13 protein-coding genes are annotated in these 21,194 nt (G+C 45.1%); 7 read left to right on the top strand and 6 right to left on the bottom strand.

Features of this window, described 5'->3' with window-relative positions; all coding sequences use genetic code 11:
• Window positions 1-52: 52 nt before the first annotated feature.
• From RAH45_RS04055 to RAH45_RS04045, 3 genes are all read right to left on the bottom strand, one after another.
• Window positions 53-2,359, bottom strand: a complete 2,307-nt coding sequence (locus RAH45_RS04055; RefSeq protein WP_191690539.1) for a nitric-oxide reductase large subunit — start codon at window positions 2,357-2,359, stop codon at window positions 53-55.
• Window positions 2,360-2,939: 580 nt separating this feature from the next.
• Window positions 2,940-3,863 carry an HpcH/HpaI aldolase/citrate lyase family protein gene (locus tag RAH45_RS04050; RefSeq protein ID WP_191690537.1) on the bottom strand — a complete coding sequence of 308 codons (924 nt, stop codon included), beginning with the start codon at window positions 3,861-3,863 and terminating at the stop codon, window positions 2,940-2,942.
• 109 nt (window positions 3,864-3,972) lie between these two features.
• Entirely contained in the window at window positions 3,973-4,380 is a 408-nt protein-coding gene (locus RAH45_RS04045; protein ID WP_144297173.1) for a TehB family protein, read from the bottom strand.
• A 321-nt stretch (window positions 4,381-4,701) separates the two neighbouring features.
• On the opposite strand from RAH45_RS04045, the gene RAH45_RS04040 reads away from it, so the two are divergent.
• Entirely contained in the window at window positions 4,702-6,180 is a 1,479-nt protein-coding gene (locus RAH45_RS04040) for an MFS transporter (protein WP_306495564.1), read from the top strand.
• A gap of 120 nt (window positions 6,181-6,300) precedes the next feature.
• Here RAH45_RS04040 and RAH45_RS04035 read toward each other — a convergent pair whose 3' ends face one another.
• From RAH45_RS04035 to RAH45_RS04025, 3 genes are all read right to left on the bottom strand, one after another.
• Window positions 6,301-7,572, bottom strand: coding sequence for a cytochrome P450 (locus RAH45_RS04035; protein WP_306495563.1), 1,272 nt, complete (start codon window positions 7,570-7,572; stop codon window positions 6,301-6,303).
• Window positions 7,573-7,737: 165 nt separating this feature from the next.
• Complete coding sequence (gene narL / locus RAH45_RS04030) at window positions 7,738-8,397, bottom strand: two-component system response regulator NarL (RefSeq protein ID WP_191690532.1); 660 nt, start codon at window positions 8,395-8,397, stop codon at window positions 7,738-7,740.
• A 133-nt stretch (window positions 8,398-8,530) separates the two neighbouring features.
• The gene (locus RAH45_RS04025) at window positions 8,531-10,582 is read right to left on the bottom strand and encodes a histidine kinase (protein ID WP_198327887.1); all 2,052 of its coding nucleotides are present in this window, start codon (window positions 10,580-10,582) and stop codon (window positions 8,531-8,533) included.
• Window positions 10,583-10,870: 288 nt separating this feature from the next.
• Between RAH45_RS04025 and RAH45_RS04020 the strand changes: the two genes are divergently transcribed.
• The 6 genes from RAH45_RS04020 (at window position 10,871) to RAH45_RS03995 (ending at window position 21,014) form a co-directional block, all read left to right on the top strand.
• On the top strand, window positions 10,871-12,250 hold the full coding sequence (locus RAH45_RS04020) for a NarK family nitrate/nitrite MFS transporter (protein WP_191690528.1): 1,380 nt from the start codon (window positions 10,871-10,873) through the stop codon (window positions 12,248-12,250).
• 385 nt (window positions 12,251-12,635) lie between these two features.
• Entirely contained in the window at window positions 12,636-16,394 is a 3,759-nt protein-coding gene (locus RAH45_RS04015; protein ID WP_191690526.1) for a nitrate reductase subunit alpha, read from the top strand.
• A 73-nt stretch (window positions 16,395-16,467) separates the two neighbouring features.
• Window positions 16,468-18,006, top strand: coding sequence for a nitrate reductase subunit beta (narH, locus tag RAH45_RS04010; protein WP_068404987.1), 1,539 nt, complete (start codon window positions 16,468-16,470; stop codon window positions 18,004-18,006).
• A 46-nt stretch (window positions 18,007-18,052) separates the two neighbouring features.
• Window positions 18,053-18,862, top strand: a complete 810-nt coding sequence (narJ, locus tag RAH45_RS04005; RefSeq protein WP_068405004.1) for a nitrate reductase molybdenum cofactor assembly chaperone — start codon at window positions 18,053-18,055, stop codon at window positions 18,860-18,862.
• Between the two features lie 14 nt (window positions 18,863-18,876).
• Complete coding sequence (narI, locus tag RAH45_RS04000) at window positions 18,877-19,602, top strand: respiratory nitrate reductase subunit gamma (protein ID WP_068404985.1); 726 nt, start codon at window positions 18,877-18,879, stop codon at window positions 19,600-19,602.
• 230 nt (window positions 19,603-19,832) lie between these two features.
• A complete protein-coding gene (locus tag RAH45_RS03995) occupies window positions 19,833-21,014 on the top strand; it encodes a globin domain-containing protein (protein WP_193031757.1) in 1,182 nt (393 codons plus the stop codon).
• Window positions 21,015-21,194 lie beyond the last annotated feature (180 nt).

The raw sequence follows: 21,194 nt of genomic DNA, 5'->3' as shown, positions 1-21,194 counted from the left end.
CTGCCATTGCAGAGCTTCTTTTGCTTTTAATTGATTTTACTATTTTTACCTTTTAATGTACGGTGTTGGTTGGTAAGTTATCTGAATTTACAGGGCTATCAGGTTGATAGTTTGCATGTGAGGGTTTGGCAAAAGCAAACTTGACGACCTGCAGTGCCACACAAACCGCACCAGTAATAAAGATCACGTCAGCAAAGGTACGAATCCAGCGCAGTGTTACTAAGAAATCTTGTTGTAAGAAGCCTTCACTACGTGCGTACCATAGACCTTCGGTCATTGACGCGTGCGCTTGGAAAATACCAATCGGTAATAAGCTAGTGACAATCATCAATACCAAGCCTGCATTTAGTGCCCAAAAACCAGTTTTGATAAGGTTTTCACTAAACACATAATCAGGACGGATATAGCGCATGACCAGTAATACAAAGCCGATTGCTAAGAAGCCATAGACCCCAAACAGTGCAGCATGTGAGTGAGTGGCGGTAGTATTTAACCCTTGTAAATAGAACAATGAGACTGGTGGGTTAATCATAAAGCCGAACACCCCTGCACCCAACATATTCCAGAACGCGACCGCAACGAAACACATGATAGGCCATTTAAGCTTATTCATCCATGGCGCTTGACGCTGCATAGACCAATGCTCATAACCTTCATAGCCTAGCACCACTAAAGGTACCACTTCTAAAGCACTAAATGACGCGCCGATTGCCATGACTGGTGTGGTTGTACCAGAGAAATATAAATGGTGGAACGTACCTGGGACACCGCCAAGCATGAATAGGGCTGCTGAAGCGATGGCAGAACCGGTGGCGATTTTTTTGTTGACCAAGCCTAAGTTGTAGAAAATGAATGCGAGTGAGACGGTGGCGAATACTTCAAAGAAGCCTTCTACCCATAAATGTACCACCCACCAGCGCCAGTATTCCATGATGGTTAAGTGGGTACGCTCGCCGTAGAACAAGCCTGCACCGTAGAATAAACCCACGCAAACGACTGATGCAAAGAAGATGGCCAATAAATTTTTATCACCGCCCTCTTTTCTTCTAAGCGCTGGTAAACAGCCACGGGTCATCAATACCAACCAGAATAAGATACCAACCCATTTTAAAATCTGCCAGAAGCGACCAAGGTCAATGAATTCATAGCCTTGATGACCAAACCAGAAGTTGTATTTTGCAGGCATAATACCGGCAATCGCAAAGTACTGACTAACAAATGAGCCTACAACCACGAGTATTAATGCCACCCAAAGGATGTCTACGCCCAATTTCTGGTATTTGGGGTCTTTACCGCCATTGATAAGTGGCGTTAAGTACAAGCCTGCCATCAAGAAAGCAGTAGCAATCCAAAATAGTGCTGCCTGAATATGCCACGTACGTACTAACGAATACGGGAAGTAATCGGATACGGCGATACCATAAAACTCTTGCCCTTCAACGGTATAGTGCGCGACAAAGCCACCAATAAATACCTGAAATACGAATAGAGCAACGACTAGTACACCGTATTTTGCCAAGGCTTTTTGTGACGGTGTTAACGCCACTTTGGTTAATGGATCAGAACTTGCCGTTGCTTCTTTGACGTCTTCTTCTTTACGTAAGAACGACCAGCCCCAAATAAGAAAACCAACCCCAGCGATTAAGAACACCACACTGGCGATAGACCACATGATATTTTCAGAGGTTGGGACGTTATCAATTAAAGGCTCATGCGGCCAGTTATTGGTATATGTCGCATCAGTACCCGGACGGTTGGTAGACGCAACCCAAGTGGTCCAAAAGAAAAAGTTAGTCAGTTTTTGTCTGTCTTCAATATCTGCCAAAGTATTGTTTTTCATGGCAAAATTTTCACGCGACTTTTGCAATGAAGGCTCATTACCGTAGAGACCGATATAGTAAGGCGCGACTTCATTAATAGCGGCGATACGCGTATCTGACAGTACCACTTGATTGTTAGCATTGGTATTGCTGCCACGATATTCTTTTTTCAGTTGCGCGCTAAGTACCGCTTTTTGATCATTCGTTGCCGCGGCAAAATCATGTCCATATAACTCTTGCGCCCGGATATCTAACCACGCCACAAGCTCTCTGTGTAACCAATCTGCTGTCCAGTCAGGCGCTTGATAGGCACCATGTCCAAGTATCGAGCCAAGCTGCTGTCCTCCCGTGCGCTGCCAAGCAGATTGACCATCTAAAATATCTTCTTCTGTGATTAATGCCTTTCCGCTGCTATCAATATACTGATCAGGGATAGGAGGTGCGGTGCGATAGACTTCCACGCCGCCCCAACCTAAAAAGGTAAAGGTAATGACGAGGACGGCGATTAAGCCCCACCAATACTTTTTATATTCGCCCATATCTTGCTCCTACTGGCTAGATAGATAAACTGAACGCTTAACATTCATTTTAAATGAATTTTTATAAGCGCAATTATAATTCCATAAATGATTAATACCGCTGCCTGTTACGATAAATCTATCAATCATCTGGTGAATATTAAGCCTGCTGCCTGAGTGATACTTTAGTCTTGGGATTAAGAATAAAGTACAATAAAAGCTGGGATTAAAGGCTTAAATCTTTGATGACATTAGAGTTAATGAATAGATTTTATCGCTTCATGCGCTAAACCTATTTGATGTATATTTACATCTAGCATCAAATTGGAAACATTTTAACATTCATTTAATATGAATGTTAAGAGTTATTTTTGCTTATTCTTATGTTTCTTATAAACTGCGCGGTTCACTTTTATCAAATCACGAGTGAAGTCCTTCATTTATAACCAAATTTAGAGAGAGAAACTCGAGTGGCAAATTACTTATACCTAATGCAAAAACATAAAAAAACCAGATAATGGAAGTGAACCGACCCCCAAAAGTTGTGTCCGACTTATGGGGGTCAGTTCAAAGTTGTCTAGTTTTTTATTAGGAACACTTATTAATTACTCAGACGATTTGATAGCAGATGATAACTGCGCTCAATCACCGGCGCATCGACCATATTACCGTCTATCTTAAAGATGGCTTGCCCACTGCTTTCGTATTCTGCGACTACCCGCTGCGCAAATTCAATCTCGCTCTCAGTTGGTTGCAGGGCTTCTTTAACAATATCGACTTGCTTAGGATGGATACAAAGCATGCCTGACATGCCCATTTGCGACCATAGTTGTACGCGTTTGTGCAGACCCGCGCTGTCATTAAAGTCCACATACACGCTATCAATCGGTGCGAGCAGTTGATGGACTTTTGAGGTTAAAATAAGCTGATAGCGAATTTGATTGGCGATGATATCCGCTGATGCTGTGCCCACCTGTACCTGCAAATCGTTACATAAGTCTAAAAAGCCGTAGCTAAATGCCACCATACCACGCGCTTTTGCCATGTCGTTGGCACGGTATAAACCAATAGCATTTTCTATCACCGCAATCACCGGCAGACCCGTTTCTTGGTTAACTTTCTCTATATCTGCTGCCTGCTCCGCTTTTGCTAATAGGACGCCTGCCAGCTTTGGCAACTGCTGACATAGCACCAAATCTTTGGCAAATTCAGCACTACTCGCTTGATTGATACGTAGCCAAATCGGGCGATAGCCTTGCGCCTCATGCTCAGCAGCATAGTAGGCTTTTAATGCCGCACGAGCTTGGGCCTTGTCTGCTTGCGCAACCGCATCTTCTAAATCAACAATCACTGCATCTCCCCCGCTAGCAAAGGCTTTTTCTACCCGATCTATGCGCGTTGCTGGCACAAATAACCACGTCTTGGTATCAGCAAGTGATTTGATAACAGCTCGGTAACTTGGCGATTCAGTATTGGTATCGATACCCGTATTTTTATGGGTAGACTGATTGCTAGAAGGTGACATACTCGATTCCTAGAGGTAGATATTCATCATATAAACACTTAACGTTATTGTGCCACGACAAAAGCGCTTGTCATAGCCTAATAACGCTAGTTGGTTATAACGCTGGATATTAAGATTCCTCTGGTTTATCAAATAACTTTTCGATAGGTTTACTATGGATTTTCGAGCTGTTAAACATCGATTTATTGCCAGTATCGCCTTCTGTCCAAAAGTTGATATTAAACTGAGCATCATCGCTTAACTCTACGCGGTGCCAATATTGCGGTGGACTGACCGCAAACTGTCCGGCGTTGATAACGACTGTTTTTTCTGGCTCAGTGGCCGCTTCGTCAGCGAAACCATAAAAAGTCACCGTACCTTGCATGACGCAGATTTGGCCGTAAACGCCCTCAGCCGTATTGTGATGGGTCAATAAAGCATTGGGTACTTTATCTTTGGTGAAGAAGTGTGTCGAACGTTTGATTTTCCAATGGCTTGGAATGACGGGATTAGGATTGGTTTGGGTATCAGAACTCATGATAACTCCTTAGCTGGTTTGCTGAGTATAGATTTTTATCTCAATCTGCCTTAAAACCAATATGCAGTTAAGTGCGCAATTGAGAATAATTATCATTAATATAAAATAGCACCTTTTAAAAGCTTTTACTAGCTTTGTATGTTTTGACTATCTATAAAAATGTAACACCTTAAATGCGATCGCCGCCCCATTAACGGTCGCCCTGTCCATAAGTAGTATACAAACTACGCCCTATACTGCTTTCGCTCAATGGTGATGCTGCCCCATTATTGCTATTTTGTATCCATTACCAGCATCAGAATTTATAATGGGGACATTATTATGCATGCCAAAGAATTACTTGAGCTTGAGCGCCGTGATATCAGGGCGCTGCACTATACGTGGATTGCTTTTTTCCTCACCTTTTATGTCTGGTTTAATATGGCACCGCTGGCAACATCGATGCTACAGACAGAAAGCTATCTGACCCCTGACCACATCAAATTATTTTTAATCGCCAACGTCGCGCTAACGATTCCTGGGCGGGTTATCGTCGGCATGGCATTGGACCGTTTTGGTCCGCGGCGTGTGTTTTCTATCCTGATGGTCGTGATGGCGATACCGACGTGGTTTTTTGCGTTTGGTAACTCGGCAACCCAGCTATTCGTCTCGCGCTTATTTATGTCGATCGTCGGAGCCGGTTTCGTCGTCGGTATTCATATGACCACTTTATGGTTTAAGCCAAAAGACATCGGTTTTGCCGAAGGTTTTTATGCTGGCTGGGGCAACTTTGGTTCAGCGGCGGCGGCGATTACCATTCCAACCGTTGCTTTGCAGTTCTTTGGCGGCGACGATGGCTGGCGCTGGGCAATTGCGCTATCAGGTTTGTTAATGGCCTTATACGGCGTGGCCTATTGGTTTTTGATTACCGATGGGCCAGAAGTTGGTACGCATAAAAAATCTCGCAAAGCGGGCGCGTTAGAAGTATCGACGTGGAAGGATTTGTGGTTATATTGCTTATTTATCATTCCTTTATACGGCGTCTTATCGCTGCTGGCGTATCGTACCCAAGCGATGGGGTTTTTAAGTGCCACTGGCGGTATTATTTGTTATAGCGTCATTATAGTGATGGTCATTTACCAAATCTATAAAGCCATTAGCGTTAACGTACCTGTGATTAAAGCCGGTATTCCAGAAGATGATAAATACCCCTTTAAATCGGTAGCGGCGCTAAACGTCAGCTATTTTGCTAACTTTGGTGCAGAACTGGCGGTGGTTTCTATGCTGCCGATGTTCTTTGCCGCAACTTGGAAACTTGATCCAACGGCGGCTGGTTTGATTGCCTCTACCTTTGCCTTTGTTAACTTATGGGCGCGGCCACTTGGCGGCTATATCTCTGACAAAATCGGTAATCGCCGTTTGGTGATGTTGGTTTATATGTTTGGTATCGGCATTGGTTTTGTGCTGATGGGCGTGCTTAATGCCGAGTGGCCGTTATTTATCGCCGTGGTGTTTACCATTTTGTGCTCGGTATTTGTACAAGGAGCCGAAGGCGCGACCTTTGGTATCATTCCCTCGATTAAACGTCGTCTGACCGGTCAGATATCAGGTATGGCAGGCGCTTATGGGAACGTGGGCGCGGTATTTTACTTATTCATTTATACCTTTGTAGAGCCCAATCAGTTCTTTTATATCATTGCAGTTGGCGCATTTGTCGCATGGATTGTGTGTTATTTCTGGTTGGCAGAGCCCGAAGACGCCTTTGGTGATGAATATAAAATGTCCTCTGTCGATCGTCAGATTGCCGCAGAACAAGGCTAATTATTCATAATAGCTTTTTACCGAAAAAAAACCTACTTAGCAAACGTTAAGTGGGTTTTTTAATGGGGGCGATATTTATCTCAGAGTAATTTTTTCTAAAATAATTTAACCTAAAACGATTTAAGCTAGCACCACAGGCACATGACTATAACCGCCCAATGGTGGCTGCTCACGCTCTAAAGAAAAACCTGCCGCTAAGGTGATATCTGTGAAATGGGCTAATAGTGCTTGAGTAGCAATTCTAAGCTGCCAAGTAGCAAGCAGGCGCCCCGGGCAAACGTGCTTGCCAATACCATAAACCACGTTAGCAGCGGCATGCTCTTGAGGATCGAAACTGTTATCACCAAACACCGCTTCGTCGCGATTGGCTGATGTCCAGTTTAACTGTACGCGCGCGCCTTTGGGTAGCTTATGCGCGCCAATGGAAACGGGACACGTAGTGATACGGCGGTTTGAGACGAAAGGGTCGTCAATTCGTAATACCTCGTCGATGATAGCCTCAAGTTCGCTATCAGCAGCCTGCGACCAGAAGTTTACTTGCTCAGGATGCTTGACAATATGAGCGATGATAACGCCGACACACAAAGCGATAGACCCCAAATCGCCGCCAGTCCAATTACGCAAAATAGAAACCAGTTCGGCTTCGCTCAGCTCACGCCCATCGATACGCTCACGGCACAATTGAGCGGTGACGCTATTCATATCAAGGCTGTTTTTAGCGATATTATTTTTAGCGATATTATTTTTAGCGATATTGTTTCCAGCAGTGTTGGTTTCAGCAGTGCTCGCTTTAAACATGCCAGTCACTTCGTCAGTATTGCGGTACGGCTGTAACACCGAGCGGATAATATCATCGAAGTCTTGCGCGACTTGTGCCATTTTTACGTCGTCTTTTGAGCGAGTAGCGCTGTGATTGTCGCGCATCCACTGTAAAAGTTTCGGTTCTAATTCAGTAGGCCAACCAAGCCACGCGCATTGGGCGCGGACCGCAAATACCGCGCCGATATCAACGACTGCATTGAGCATTTTACCTTTTGGTAGCTCACTCATTAATTCTGTTGCAACCTTGTCAAAAACAGGGACATAATCCATCAGCGCTTCTTTACTAAGGTAGCCATCAATCAGCGCCCTAAAATGCTCGTGCTCTGCGCCGTCCAAACCATTGGGTACTTGCAAAAAACGCGACACCTGACTAGAAAAACGCTCATCATCTAAAGCCGCCGCCACTACATCTGCATGGCGTAACAACACCCACTCCCCTGCGTCATTTTTTATGACATCATGCGCTTGCCGTAAGTTATCGGTCAGGACGCGCAAATCACTGTCTTTACAAATAGTGACCTCAGCAGTCGCATGAGCGGTTTTTTGGTCAAATAAGTTAGATGTCATCATAAATCCTTACAGCAGGTATTCGGTTTTGTAGTGCCTTTCAATCCTCTACATGTTTCGTTTATACTTCTAGGCAACTTTATAAACGACAACCATCATACACGCAAATCCATAAGTTTTTAATGAACAAGGAAGTAATGGATAAGCAAGGCACGCTTAAAGCTCCCTTTATTTAGATAAATGATTAACCGTCCACACCGCCGCTTCTACACGCGTGCGCAGACCCGTTTTATTGAGAATATGTTTGACATGGACTTTTACTGTCGACTCGGCAATATCCAAATTGTTGGCAATCATTTTATTACTCAGCCCTTCAGCAATCATCTGAATCACTTGCAGCTCTCGGCTGGTCAAATTACTGGCGATATCTTCGATACTGGGTGTGCGCAAGGTTTGGGCAAGTATCGAGGCAAGGTTTGGACTAATGACCAGCTCGCCGCGCAGGATTTTTCTGATATCAATGATAATCAGCTCAGGTTCCATATCTTTTAGTAGATAACCATCGACGCCCAATTTCAATGCCTCTTGGACATCCTCGCCGCTATCTGAAACCGTGAATAACACGGTCTTGGTATTGATATTTCTGGCTTTGATTTCTCGTAAGGTTTCGATACCGGTCAGTACTGGCATTTTATGATCAAGTATCACCAAATCCACGTCGTTATTTTCTAAAAATGCCAATGCTTCTTGACCGTTACTGGCTTCGCCAACGACTTCGACATCGTCCTCAAGGCTTAGTAATTCAGAGATACCGCGGCGTAACATCGGATGGTCATCGACCAATAGTAGGCGCGCAGGCGACATGCTGGTATAAACTTTAGTGCTCATAACATACTCACAAATTAGAAAAAATGGTACAAAAACTCTCTTACTCAAAAAAACTGCTTAAAAAAACAAAAAATGGCAAAGTAAAAACAGCGAAAATGATAAATCTATTATCTAAAAGCGTAATTTTATTCGATTATAAATAAGCGTCTTGGGTATTTTTTTCATCAAAGAAGTTGGGCGCAAATCTGACCGTGATGATGGTACCCTGCGGTTGATTGTCTGTGACAATAAGCTCGCCGCCGATGTTGTGGGCGCGCTCTTTCATAATGATGAGGCCGTGGTGTTGGGTTTGATCGACACTTCCTGACATGCCAACGCCATCGTCGATGATACTCATGACGATATATTTATCGCCGTCCTCGTACGCCAATTGAATCTCTACATTTTTTGCCTTGGCGTGACGGCTGATGTTTGATAGTGCTTCTCTGGCAATCTGTATCAAATCTATCTGTTCAGTGGCGCTTAAATTGAGCGTCATAATCCGATTGTGCACGGTCATATTAAAATTGCCTTTTGAGGCAAACTCACTGGCAGCATCACGTAGTGCTTCATCAAAGTTATCATTATCAATGGTCAAGCGGAACGTCACCAACAAGTCTCTTAGCTGCTGATAAGCGGAACCCAAACCTATTTTTATCTGCTCAATGTTTTGATAAACAGGCGCTTGTACTGGCTCGCTACCCGCATTTTTTAGATGTCGCTCAAGGACGCTGACTTGGATTTTTAAATAAGATAACGACTGCGCCAAGGAATCATGCAGCTCACGGGCAATGGTTGAGCGCTCTTCAAACAAAATCAGCTGATGCTCTTGCTGTCTTTGTTTGCGCAGTGATAAGGCGGTACTGATTAAATTGGTCAGCGCCACGATGAGCTCGTCATTTTGTGCATCCAACTCGGCACTGACAAACGGGAAAATGCTGCCCGCTTCGGTCATTTGAATACGCTGTTCTGCCGTTATATTGCTATGATTATCAGCATTATCGTCGCCATCAGTAACAAAAGAGCGATTCATGACCAGCGTCGACTTTGGTCGTACGCGCAATTCCCCAAAGGTTTCTTGCTGATGGACGATAGGATAAGACTTGGTATGCTCGCCATTTTTAATGCCACAGCTTTCACAGCTCAGCTTTTTGCATAGCTCTTTCATTTTTTCGCCGTGCAGCACGATAGCATTTTTATTGGTGATATATTTATTTTGAATACACAAGGTAAATTCTAAATGCGGCAGCGCTTTGCTAAAGTCTGCAATCAAGTCATCGAGCTGATATAAGCTCACTTGGCTGGTGGTCAGCGATTTTGAAAAGTCATAAAACAGCGATAGCACTTGATTGGCTTTAACCAAATGCTGGGTTTTTATTTGTACTTCACTCTCAAGCGAGCGCTGATAGGTTTCAATCGTGCCCGCCATGTCATTAAAAGAGCTGCCCAATACTTCAAATTCTCGGTAGCCCTTGATGGACACACGCGTCTGAGTCTGCCCTCGTTTGAATTGGTTATTGGCTTTAATCAATTGCTGAATGGGCAGCAGTATCGATTTTTGCAAACGGCGCATGCCGATTAATACGATAATAGCGATAAGCAGCAATGAGAGGATTTGTAAGTTTTGTTGCCATGTCTGGCGCTGCTCGTTTCGGTATTGCAACTCACCGACGAAGTCATTGACATCTTCGATATAACGCGACGAGACGCTATAAAACCCTTGCTTATCTTGCGCCAATAATGCTGGCTTTAAATCTTGATACCACTGCTCTTTTATCTCTTTAAGCTGCTCATTGATGCGCACATGTCGATTGGCGCTCGTCAGCTGATAGACCTGCAATTCTTCGAGACGGTTTTCCATATCGCGGCTGAGAATATCTATCTTTTCAGCGGTCGTTTTATTGGCAAAGTCTAATTTATCCTGTTTGGCGCTCTGCGCATTGGTTTTATCGCCTACGCTGTTTTGTCCGACATGTAAACTTGGGCTAAAAGGATGGTCATCTGAAAAATCCGTGGCTATCTGAAAATTGAGTCGGTAAGTTGCCATACGCACCGAACCTGCCACATTAATGGCCTCAGCATCCGACCTTGCTACCCATGCCAGCGCGCCACTTCCTAGCGTAGACATCACCGCTAAGGTGGCTATGATCAAAATAGCGCCCCAAGCATGCAGCGATAAAGACTGTCTGTGTTGTTTAGACCTCATGAATGGCATTCACCTAGCAAATTAGCGAAAACAGGGGATAAATAACACTATTAGAGTCGTTCATTTTAAAACCGTCGACATTCAAAACCATCCGTATTCAAAATAACAAATGCGCTTATTAATCATTAAAAAACCAAACTTTTGGTAATAATTCTATTACTACTATACCCCTTTTAGCCATCAGTATACCACTATGTATGAATACTCATTATCCCGATAACAAAGTACCGTGAGTTATCATTTTTTATAAATACTTATTTTTTATAAAGACAATAAGTGAGGAAGAGTATGGGCAATAAATACAACTTCAAAGGTGGTACGCTCATTACTGACTGGCGACCTGAAGTAGAAGAGTTTTGGCAAGGCGGCGGCAAAAAAGTCGCCACGCGAAATTTATGGATATCTATTCCATCTTTGCTATTGGCGTTTGCAGTATGGATGGTATGGAGCGCGGTCATCGTGCGCTTGCCAGAGATTGGCTTTGATTTTGATGGCGGACAGCTATTTTGGCTGGCTGCATTACCGGGGCTGTCAGGGGCGACGCTGCGGATTTTTTATTCTTTTATGGTACCTATTTTTGGTGGACGTCGTTGGACAGCGATATCCACCTTATCTTTATTAATACCCGCGTTATGGATGGGTTTTGCGGTACAAAACCCTGATACACCGTTTATTATATTTGCCATTATCGCCCTACTGTGCGGCTTTGGCGGTGGTAACTTTGCGTCGTCTATGTCCAATATTTCGTTCTTTTATCCAAAAGCCGAACAAGGTACAGCGCTTGGCCTAAACGCTGGTTTGGGTAATCTAGGCGTCTCTGTCATGCAGTTTGTGGTACCGATGATTATCTTAATTGGCGCTTTTGGTAGCTTGGGCGGCGATCCACAAGTATCTGACAGCGGTCGATTATTTTATCTACAAAATGCAGGCTTTATTTGGGTACCCTTTATCTTGCTATTTACGGCATTGGCTTGGTTTGGCATGAACGATATCGCCACTGCTAAAGCGTCGTTCAAAGACCAATCGGTTATCTTTAAACGCAAACATAACTGGATTATGTGTATCCTTTATATGGCGACGTTTGGCTCTTTTATTGGCTTTTCTGCCGCCTTCCCGATGTTGATTAAAAACTCCTTCCCTGCTATTGACGCACTTAAATTTGCCTTTTTAGGGCCTTTGGTTGGCGCGTTATTTCGCCCATTAGGGGGCTGGATATCTGATAAAACCAGCGGCGCAAAGGTCACGTTTTGGAACTATATCGTGATGGTACTAGCGGTACTAGCGGTGATGTACTTCTTACCTAGTGAGACCAGTGACGGCAGCTTTGTCGGCTACTTTATCTCCTTTATGGTGCTCTTTATCACCACCGGTATCGGTAACGGCTCAACCTTTACCATGATTCCGGTTATTTTTAGAACCTTTCATGACCGCCGTGAGCCTGAAAAAGCGGGTACAGAAGAGTTATTTGTCGAGATACGTAAAGAGTCAGCAGCAGTGGTCGGCTTTACCTCAGCGGTTGCCGCTTATGGCGCTTTCTTTGTGCCAAAAATGTTCGGTTCAGGGCTGGGTATCGATGGCACCTTTATCTCTTTAATCACCTTTTATGTCCTCTGTATTGCATTAACTTGGTGGTATTACAGCCGCCCGAATGCTGAGATACCTTGCTAAAACGGCTGTGTTATAAGTCCTTTAAAGCGACTTTTATACAAGCAAAACTAAATCTATAAAGTGCTACTTGCCCATGTAAGTAGCACTTTTTTTATTTTAAATTTTTACTGCTCATGATTGGCTTAACAATCAGCGTCACACGCCGTCACTGAGCAGCTATTTAGCCTCTAATTTCCAGTGCATTTATTTTTAGCAGCTACTACTAAGGTGGTAGTGCTCTGCTCATGTTAGCGGATAGTAAGGGTGCTATGGCTTACTTAAAATGACGCTATTGAAATAATATTTACGGCTTAGGTGCATACCAATATCGAATCAAGTACGACGATACCAGCATGCGGCACTCAGCTTTAGATACACCATAGGCAATAAAACAGAGGATAGCGAAATGAGCCATTTACTCGACCAATTCCGTTTTTTTAAACGTAAACAGGGCGAATTTTCCGATGGGCATGGCGAGACGCGTGATGAGTCTCGTGACTGGGAAAACGTGTATCGTAGCCGTTGGCAGTATGACAAAATCGTGCGCTCAACGCATGGCGTCAACTGTACCGGTTCTTGCTCGTGGAAAATTTATGTGAAAAACGGCTTGGTGACGTGGGAAACCCAGCAAACCGACTATCCTGAAACCCGCCCCGACTTACCAAACCACGAACCACGCGGCTGCCCTCGCGGCGCAAGCTATAGCTGGTATATGTACTCTGCTAACCGTGTGAAATATCCAAAGGTACGTAAACCCCTACTAAAATTATGGCGCGAAGCCAGAGCTCAATATCCTGACCCTGTCGATGCTTGGGGCAGTATCGTTCAAGACCCTATCAAAGCTGAACAGTATAAATCTAAGCGTGGTCTTGGTGGTTTTATCCGCTCGACGTGGGCAGAGGTCAACGAAATCATCGCTGCCAGTAACGTTTATACAGCCAAAACCTTTGGGCCGGACCGTATTATTGGTTTCTCACCGATTCCTGCGATGTCGATGGTCAGTTACGCCTCTGGTAGCCGCTATTTATCGCTTATCGGCGGTGTTTGTTTGTCATTTTATGACTGGTATTGTGACTTACCTCCGTCATCACCGATGGTCTGGGGCGAGCAAACCGACGTACCAGAATCAGCCGATTGGTACAACTCTGACTATATCATCGCTTGGGGCTCAAACGTGCCGCAAACGCGGACGCCAGATGCGCATTTCTTTACCGAAGTACGTTATAAAGGCACGAAAACCGTCTCTATCACCCCTGACTATGCAGAAATCTCTAAGCTCACCGACTTATGGCTCAATCCTAAACAAGGTACCGATGCGGCAGTGGCGCAGGCGTTTTGTCATGTCATTATCAAAGAGTTTTATCTCAAACAGCCAAGCGATTACTTCTTAGACTACGCCAAACGTTATACCGATTTGCCGGTGCTTGTAATGCTAGAAGGTGAAGATGGCGCGCGCCGTGCGGGTCGCTACCTGCGTGCTTCTGACTTGGTCGATGATTTGGGTCAAGAAAACAATCCTGAATGGAAAACCATTGCCTTAAATAATGACGGCGAATTGGTCTCTCCGCTGGGCTCAATCGGCTACCGTTGGGGCGAAAAAGGCAAGTGGAATCTTGAGCAAAAAAACGGTACCACAGGTGAAGATATCGATCTGACGCTAACCTTAAAAGACAGCGCTGAGACTTGTGTCGTGGGCTTTGACTACTTCGGTCATGTGGATCATCCGCATTTTACCTCGGTACCAGGCGAGCCTATCCAGCAAAAAACCGTCCCTTGCAAAACCATTACCCTTGCCGATGGCAGCACCGCCATCGTTGCGACAGTATTTGATTTAACCGTGGCCAACCTTGGTGTTGACAATGGCGTCGGCGGCGAGCACGTCACCGATGATTATAACGATGCAAGCGTACCGGGCACGCCAGCTTGGCAAGAAGTGATTACCGGCCTTAGCCGTGAGCGCGTGATTCAAGTGGCTCGCGAGTTTGCTGAAAACGCTCATAAAACCCATGGTAAATCGATGATTATCATCGGTGCGGGTATGAACCACTGGTATCACCTCGATATGAACTATCGCGGCGTGATTAATATGCTCATGCTGTGCGGCTGTATCGGCAAATCTGGCGGCGGCTGGGCGCACTATGTTGGTCAAGAAAAACTGCGCCCACAAACTGGTTGGTTACCCCTTGCCTTTGCCCTTGATTGGCATCGTCCACCGCGCCAAATGGCCGGTACCAGCTTCTTTTATGAGCACAGCTCACAGTGGCGTCATGAAACCATCTCAGCTCATGAGATTCTCTCGCCAAATGCCAATAAAAAATTCTTCCCAGAGCACATGCTTGATTACAACATCCAAGCAGAGCGCGCAGGTTGGTTACCATCAGCGCCGCAGCTCAACCGTAATCCATTGACCATAGCCGCCGCCGCAAAAGCCAGCGGTAAAGACGTGGAAGAGTATGTGGTCGACTCATTAGAAGACGGCAGCTTACGCTTTGCTTGTGAGTCTCCAGACAACCCTGTGAACTTCCCGCGCAATATGTTTATTTGGCGCTCAAACCTCTTGGGTTCATCAGGTAAGGGTCATGAATATATGCTTCATTACTTCTTGGGCACCAGAAACGGTCTGCTTAACGAAGAAAACCCGACGGGTCATTTGCAGCCAAAAGAAGTCGATTGGGTAGAAAAAGGCCCTACTGGCAAGCTTGATTTGGTCGTAACACTTGATTTCCGTATGTCCTCGACCTGTTTGTACTCTGATATCGTCCTGCCGACCGCAACTTGGTATGAAAAAGACGACATGAATACCTCAGACATGCACCCGTTTATTCACCCATTAACCGCCGCCACCGACCCTGCTTGGGAATCTAAAACGGATTGGGAGATTTATAAAGGCATTGCTAAGAGCTTCTCTGAGATATCAAAAGGTCATTTGGGCGTGGAAACCGACGTGGTTACTCTGCCTATGCAGCATGATAGCCCAGGCGAGCTTGCGCAGCCATTTGGTGGCACCGACTGGAAAACCGCTGGCGAAAAACCAGTTCCTGGTAAAAACTGCCCGATGATTAAAATCGTTGAGCGTGACTATCCCAATACCTATAAGAAATTCACCTCTATGGGTCCGGCTTTAGAAAAACTGGGCAATGGCTCAAAAGGTTTGAATTGGGACATGAAAACCGAGGTCAAACAACTGGGGGATTTAAACCACCGTGTTACTGAGCCGGGTATCTCTGAAGGTCGTCCTCGTCTAAATACCGCGGTGAATGCGTCTGAGATGATTTTGATGCTGGCTCCTGAAACCAATGGTCACGTCGCCGTTAAAGGCTGGGCAGCATTGTCTGAATTTACCGGTCGCGACCATACGCATTTGGCGAAATCCAGTGAGCATGAAAAGATTCGCTTTAAAGATATCGTTGCGCAGCCACGCAAAATCATCTCAAGCCCGACGTGGTCAGGTATTGAATCTGATGAAGTGAGCTATAACGCCGGTTATACCAACGTCCATGAGCTGATTCCTTGGCGTACGATTACCGGTCGTCAGCAATTTTATCAAGATCACCCTTGGATGCAGGCGTTTGGTGAGCAAATGCAGCAGTATCGTCCGCCTATCGACACCAAGACGACGGAGATTATCCAAAATACCAAGCCCAATGGTAATAAAGAGATCGTGCTGAACTTTTTAACACCGCACCAAAAATGGGGTATTCATAGTACTTACTCTGAAAACTTGCTCATGCTGACATTGAGCCGCGGCGGTCCTTGTGTGTGGTTATCAGAAGTCGATGCTGCAAAAGCCGGTATCGTCGATAACGACTGGATTGAAGTCTTTAACGCCAACGGTGCCATTACCGCGCGTGCCATCGTTAGTCAGCGCGTCAAAGAAGGCATGACCATGATGTACCACGCCCAAGAAAAATTGGTCAACGTACCGGGCTCGCAGCAAACCGGTATTCGCGGTGGTATTCACAACTCAGTGACCCGTACTATTTTAAAACCGACGCACATGATTGGCAGCTATGCGCAGCAGTCTTACGGTTTTAACTACTATGGCACTGTCGGTTGTAACCGTGATGAGTTCGTGGTGATTCGCAAAATGTCGAAAATCGATTGGTTGGAAGAAAAACCAGATGACTCATTACCACGCCCATTGCCAACCACCCTTGATGGTTAATAGCACGTTTATACATTGCTACTGATAAGTACTTATATTAATTGCTTTTATACAAAAGCTTGGAGCACACCCCATGAAAATTCGTTCACAAGTCGGCATGGTGCTTAACCTCGATAAATGTATCGGTTGTCACACCTGCTCGGTCACCTGTAAAAACGTTTGGACCAGCCGCGAAGGTATGGAATACGCGTGGTTCAACAACGTTGAGTCAAAGCCTGGTATCGGTTATCCCAAAGAGTGGGAAAATCAAAATAAATGGAACGGCGGCTGGATACGTAACGCCAACGGCACGATAAACCCGCGTATCGGTGGTAAGTTCCGCGTGTTGGCAAATATTTTTGCCAACCCTGACTTACCAGAGATTGATGATTATTACGAACCCTTTGATTTTGATTATCAGCATCTGCATACTGCTCCGCTCGGTAATTACTCGCCTATCGCCCGCCCGCGCTCAGCCATTACTGGCAAGCGTATGCAAAAGATTGAGTGGGGTCCGAACTGGGAAGAGATCCTCGGCTCAGAGTTTGAAAAACGCCGTAAAGACAAAAACTTTGACAATATCCAAGCCGATATTTACGGCCAGTACGAAAACACCTTTATGATGTACTTGCCGCGTCTGTGCGAGCATTGCTTGAACCCAACCTGCGTGGCGTCATGCCCAAGCGGCGCGATTTATAAGCGTGAAGAAGACGGCATTGTCTTGATTGACCAAGAAAAATGCCGCGGCTGGCGTATGTGTATCTCAGGCTGCCCGTACAAAAAGATTTACTACAACTGGAAATCGGGCAAGTCTGAAAAATGTATCTTCTGTTATCCGCGTATTGAAGCTGGTCTGCCAACGGTTTGTTCTGAAACCTGTGTTGGCCGTATTCGCTACTTAGGCGTCCTACTTTATGATGCGGACAAAATCGCCGAAGCCGCTAGCACCCCTAACGAGCAAGATTTGTATCAAGCACAGTTGGATGTATTCTTAGATCCTAATGATCCTGCGGTCATCGCCCAAGCGTTAAAAGACGGTGTACCACAATCGGTGATCGATTCAGCTCAGCGCTCGCCAGTTTATAAGCTGGCGATGGATTGGAAACTTGCTCTGCCACTGCATCCTGAGTACCGTACGCTACCGATGGTTTGGTATGTACCGCCATTATCACCAATTCAAAACGCCGCCGAAGCCGGTAAAGTTGGTATGGATGGTCTGATTCCAGACGTCGACAGCTTACGTATTCCGCTGCGCTATCTTGCCAATATGCTAACCGCGGGCGATGAAGAGCCAGTACGTTTGGCGCTAAAACGCCTACTTGCCATGCGTAGTTATAAGCGTATGCAATTGGTAGAAAAACAAGAAGTGCAAAGTATCTTGGACGATGTTGGTCTGACCAAACTGCAAGTAGAAGAGATGTATCGCTACTTGGCAATCGCCAATTACGAAGACCGTTTTGTGATTCCAACCGCGCACCGCGAAGAAGCCTTAAGTGACGCTTTTGCTGAGCGTAACGGTTGCGGCTTCACCTTTGGCGAAGGCTGTTCAGGACATTCTGACAACAGCATGTTTGGACAACGTAAAGCCAATCGCCGTGATTTCATCGATACTGTCCAAAAGTGGGAGTCATAAGATGCAAACTACTCAATTTCCTAACAGTCATTCCGTGCCTGAGCCTATGACGCCCCCGACTATCGGTGCTTCGGACTTGAAGCTGCTCAAAGTATTAAGCTTGCTGATAGATTATCCAAACAATGAGCTATTTAGTGGTGATACCCTCGCCGATTGTACCGAGATTGTCGCGCGCTCGACGCTGATTAGCCCAGAAGTACGCACGCAAATCATCGACTTAATCGAAGATTTAATTGATACCGGCTGCCTTGAAGCACAAGCGCGTTATGACGGTTTGTTTGAGCGCGGTCGTTCGCTATCGCTGTGGTTGTTTGAGCACGTACACGGCGAATCGCGTGATCGCGGTCAAGCGATGGTCGATTTGATGGGTCAATATGAAGCAGCCGGCTTTGAGATTAGCGTTAAAGAATTGCCCGACTATCTGCCTTTATACCTTGAGTTTTTAGCCTATCAAGCGTCGGTGATTAATGACGATATTCAGATTCGTATGGATATTGCCGATGTCAGCCATATTATCGCCCTGCTTGCTGCCCGATTAGAGGATCGCGGCAGTATTTATCAAGGCTGCTTTAATGCGCTATTGCAAATCGCTGGCAAGCCACTTGCTATCGTTGAAGAGTATCAAGAGCAAATCAGCAAAGAGCAGCGCGATGATACTTTTGAGGCGCTAGATAAAGAATGGGAAGAGGAAGTGGTGACGTTTTTGGATGCGCAGCAAGAAGATCGCTGCCCATCACAAACAAGCACCCAAAATCTTGCGGCCAAAGCGGGGGTTCGAACCACTCCCGCGACAAATACGGTCGATGCCCCTGTACATTGGGTCGATTTTAAAACCAGCCAACCGGTTAAACAATAATAAGGAGAGATGACATGAATATTGCAGATCCGAGTGTACAGTCTGTCGCCAACCTCAATTGGCTACAAATCTTCCTTTTTGGTGTTTATCCGTATATTGCGTTGACCATTGCAATCATTGGTACTTGGGTACGTTTTGATTTATCTCAGTATTCATGGAAATCGGGCTCAACGCAGATGCTCAGAAGCAAAAACATGCGCCTTGCCAGCAACCTCTTCCACGTCGGTATTATCGTCGTGTTACTTGGGCATTTATTTGGCATGTTGACGCCGCACTTTCTTTACGACCGCTTTATTAGCGCCGGTCATAAGCAGATTTTAGCGGTGGTCGTCGGTGGTATCGCAGGGGTATTTTGTTGGTTTGGTCTGGTCATGCTGCTATGGCGACGCTTTACCGATGAGCGTATCTCACACACCTCGACGTTCTCAGACAAGCTGGTACTGGTATTGTTATTTATTCAGCTTAATCTTGGCTTAATTTCTATCTTTACCTCAGTCAAGCATTTAGATGGTTATACCATGATGAATTTGGCCGGCTGGGCACAAGACATCACCATTTTAAGACCTTGGCAAGCAGCGGCCCGTATTGAGCAGACTGACTTGATTTATCAGCTGCATATGGCGCTCGGTATCACACTGATTGCGATATTCCCGTTCACACGGCTTATTCATATTATCAGTGCACCAATTTGGTATTTCGGTCGCCGTTATCAGATTGTGAGAGAGAAACGTTCGCAATAGAAACGTTGCCAATAGAAATAGCCACAATAGTGATACAGCATTCAAGTTTAGATAAAGCTACGATACCATAAGATTCATTTCTAATGAATCTTATGGTAAAATATTAATTATTAGACCGCTAAACGCTCAATCCCAGCGTTTTTTAAAGCAGTTTAATCAAGGTTAATACGCTCATTTATTGAGCTAACGCTTCTAAACTTATCACTGTGTAAATCACTAAAGGATCCACCATGGCGTCACCAAAAACACTAGAGATCGTAAAAGCAACCGTTCCTGTACTTGAGGAGCATGGCACAGCAATTACGACCGTCTTTTATAAAAACATGTTCAACCAACACCCTGAACTCTTAGATATCTTTAACGAAACCAACCAAAAACTAGGCCGTCAGCAGACTGCACTAGCCATGACAGTTTTGGCCGCGGCAAAGCACTTGGACAAATTGGCTGTACTACTACCGCAAGTCACGCAAATCAGTCACAAACACCGCGCCTTGCAAATTTTGCCCGAGCACTACCCGATTGTTGGTCATCACTTAATAGGCGCTATCAAAGAAGTATTGGGCGAAGCCGCCAACGATGACATCATCGATGCGTGGACTGAAGCCTATGATGAAATTGCTGATGTTTTTATTCAGCTAGAAAAAACCATGTATGAGCAAGAAATGTGGGAAGGCTTTGCACCGTTTACAATCACTGAAAAAGTAGAAGCCGCAACAGATATCGCCGCCTTTACCGTCGTTCCCGCAAATGACGATATTGATTTAAGCAAATTAAGCCTGAGCGCAGGTCAATACATCACGGTCAAAACCGACCCAGAAGACAGCGACCATCTTGCTCTACGTCATTATTCTTTATACTCAGCCACGAGCGATAAAGGTATCCAATTTGCCGTTAGACGCGACAACCGTAATGAGCATTATGGTCTAGTGTCAAACCACTTACATGATCACTTAGACGTTGGTGATACGATTTTATTATCTGCACCCGCTGGTGATTTTGAGCTCAACCAAGACTTGATTCAGCAAAATGATATTCCATTGGTACTGGTGAGCGCAGGCGTTGGTGTCACCCCGATTTTGTCGATGTTAGAGGCGCAAGTCACCGCCAATCCAAAACGTCCTATCGTTTGGGTTTATGCTTGTCAGAATAAAGAGCATCATGCCTTTGATAGCAAAGTTAACGAATTACTTGCCGCCGCTGACAACGTAGAAAAGCATATTTTCTACTTTGAATCTGGGCAGATCCTAGATGAAGCATGGCTTGCTAATTTACCAAAGCCTGCTGATATTTATGTCTGTGGTTCTATGATGTTTATGGAAAGCATCATCGATGGTCTAATGGCCTTAGACCATGGCGTTGATAGCGTTCATTATGAGCCGTTTGGCCCTAAAATGAGCCTAGAGCTGGCTTAAATGTTCCATTTAATAAAGTATTGAGGGTGCGAAAAATACGCTCGATACTTTGTTAAAAAAATATAAAGTCAGTGTGCAATTGCCGTAGGGTTACCTTTAAACGCTTCATTAGTGAGTAAATATTTAAAGGTGGCTCTATTTTTTTGTTTAGACTTTTATAAATAGTCTTAAGTCTTATAG

The organism is Psychrobacter sp. van23A (genome assembly GCF_030845275.1).
Classification (GTDB): Bacteria; Pseudomonadota; Gammaproteobacteria; order Pseudomonadales; family Moraxellaceae; genus Psychrobacter; species Psychrobacter faecalis.
The sequence above is the reverse complement of the archived record's forward strand: the minus strand, read 5'-3'. Positions and strand labels throughout refer to the sequence as shown.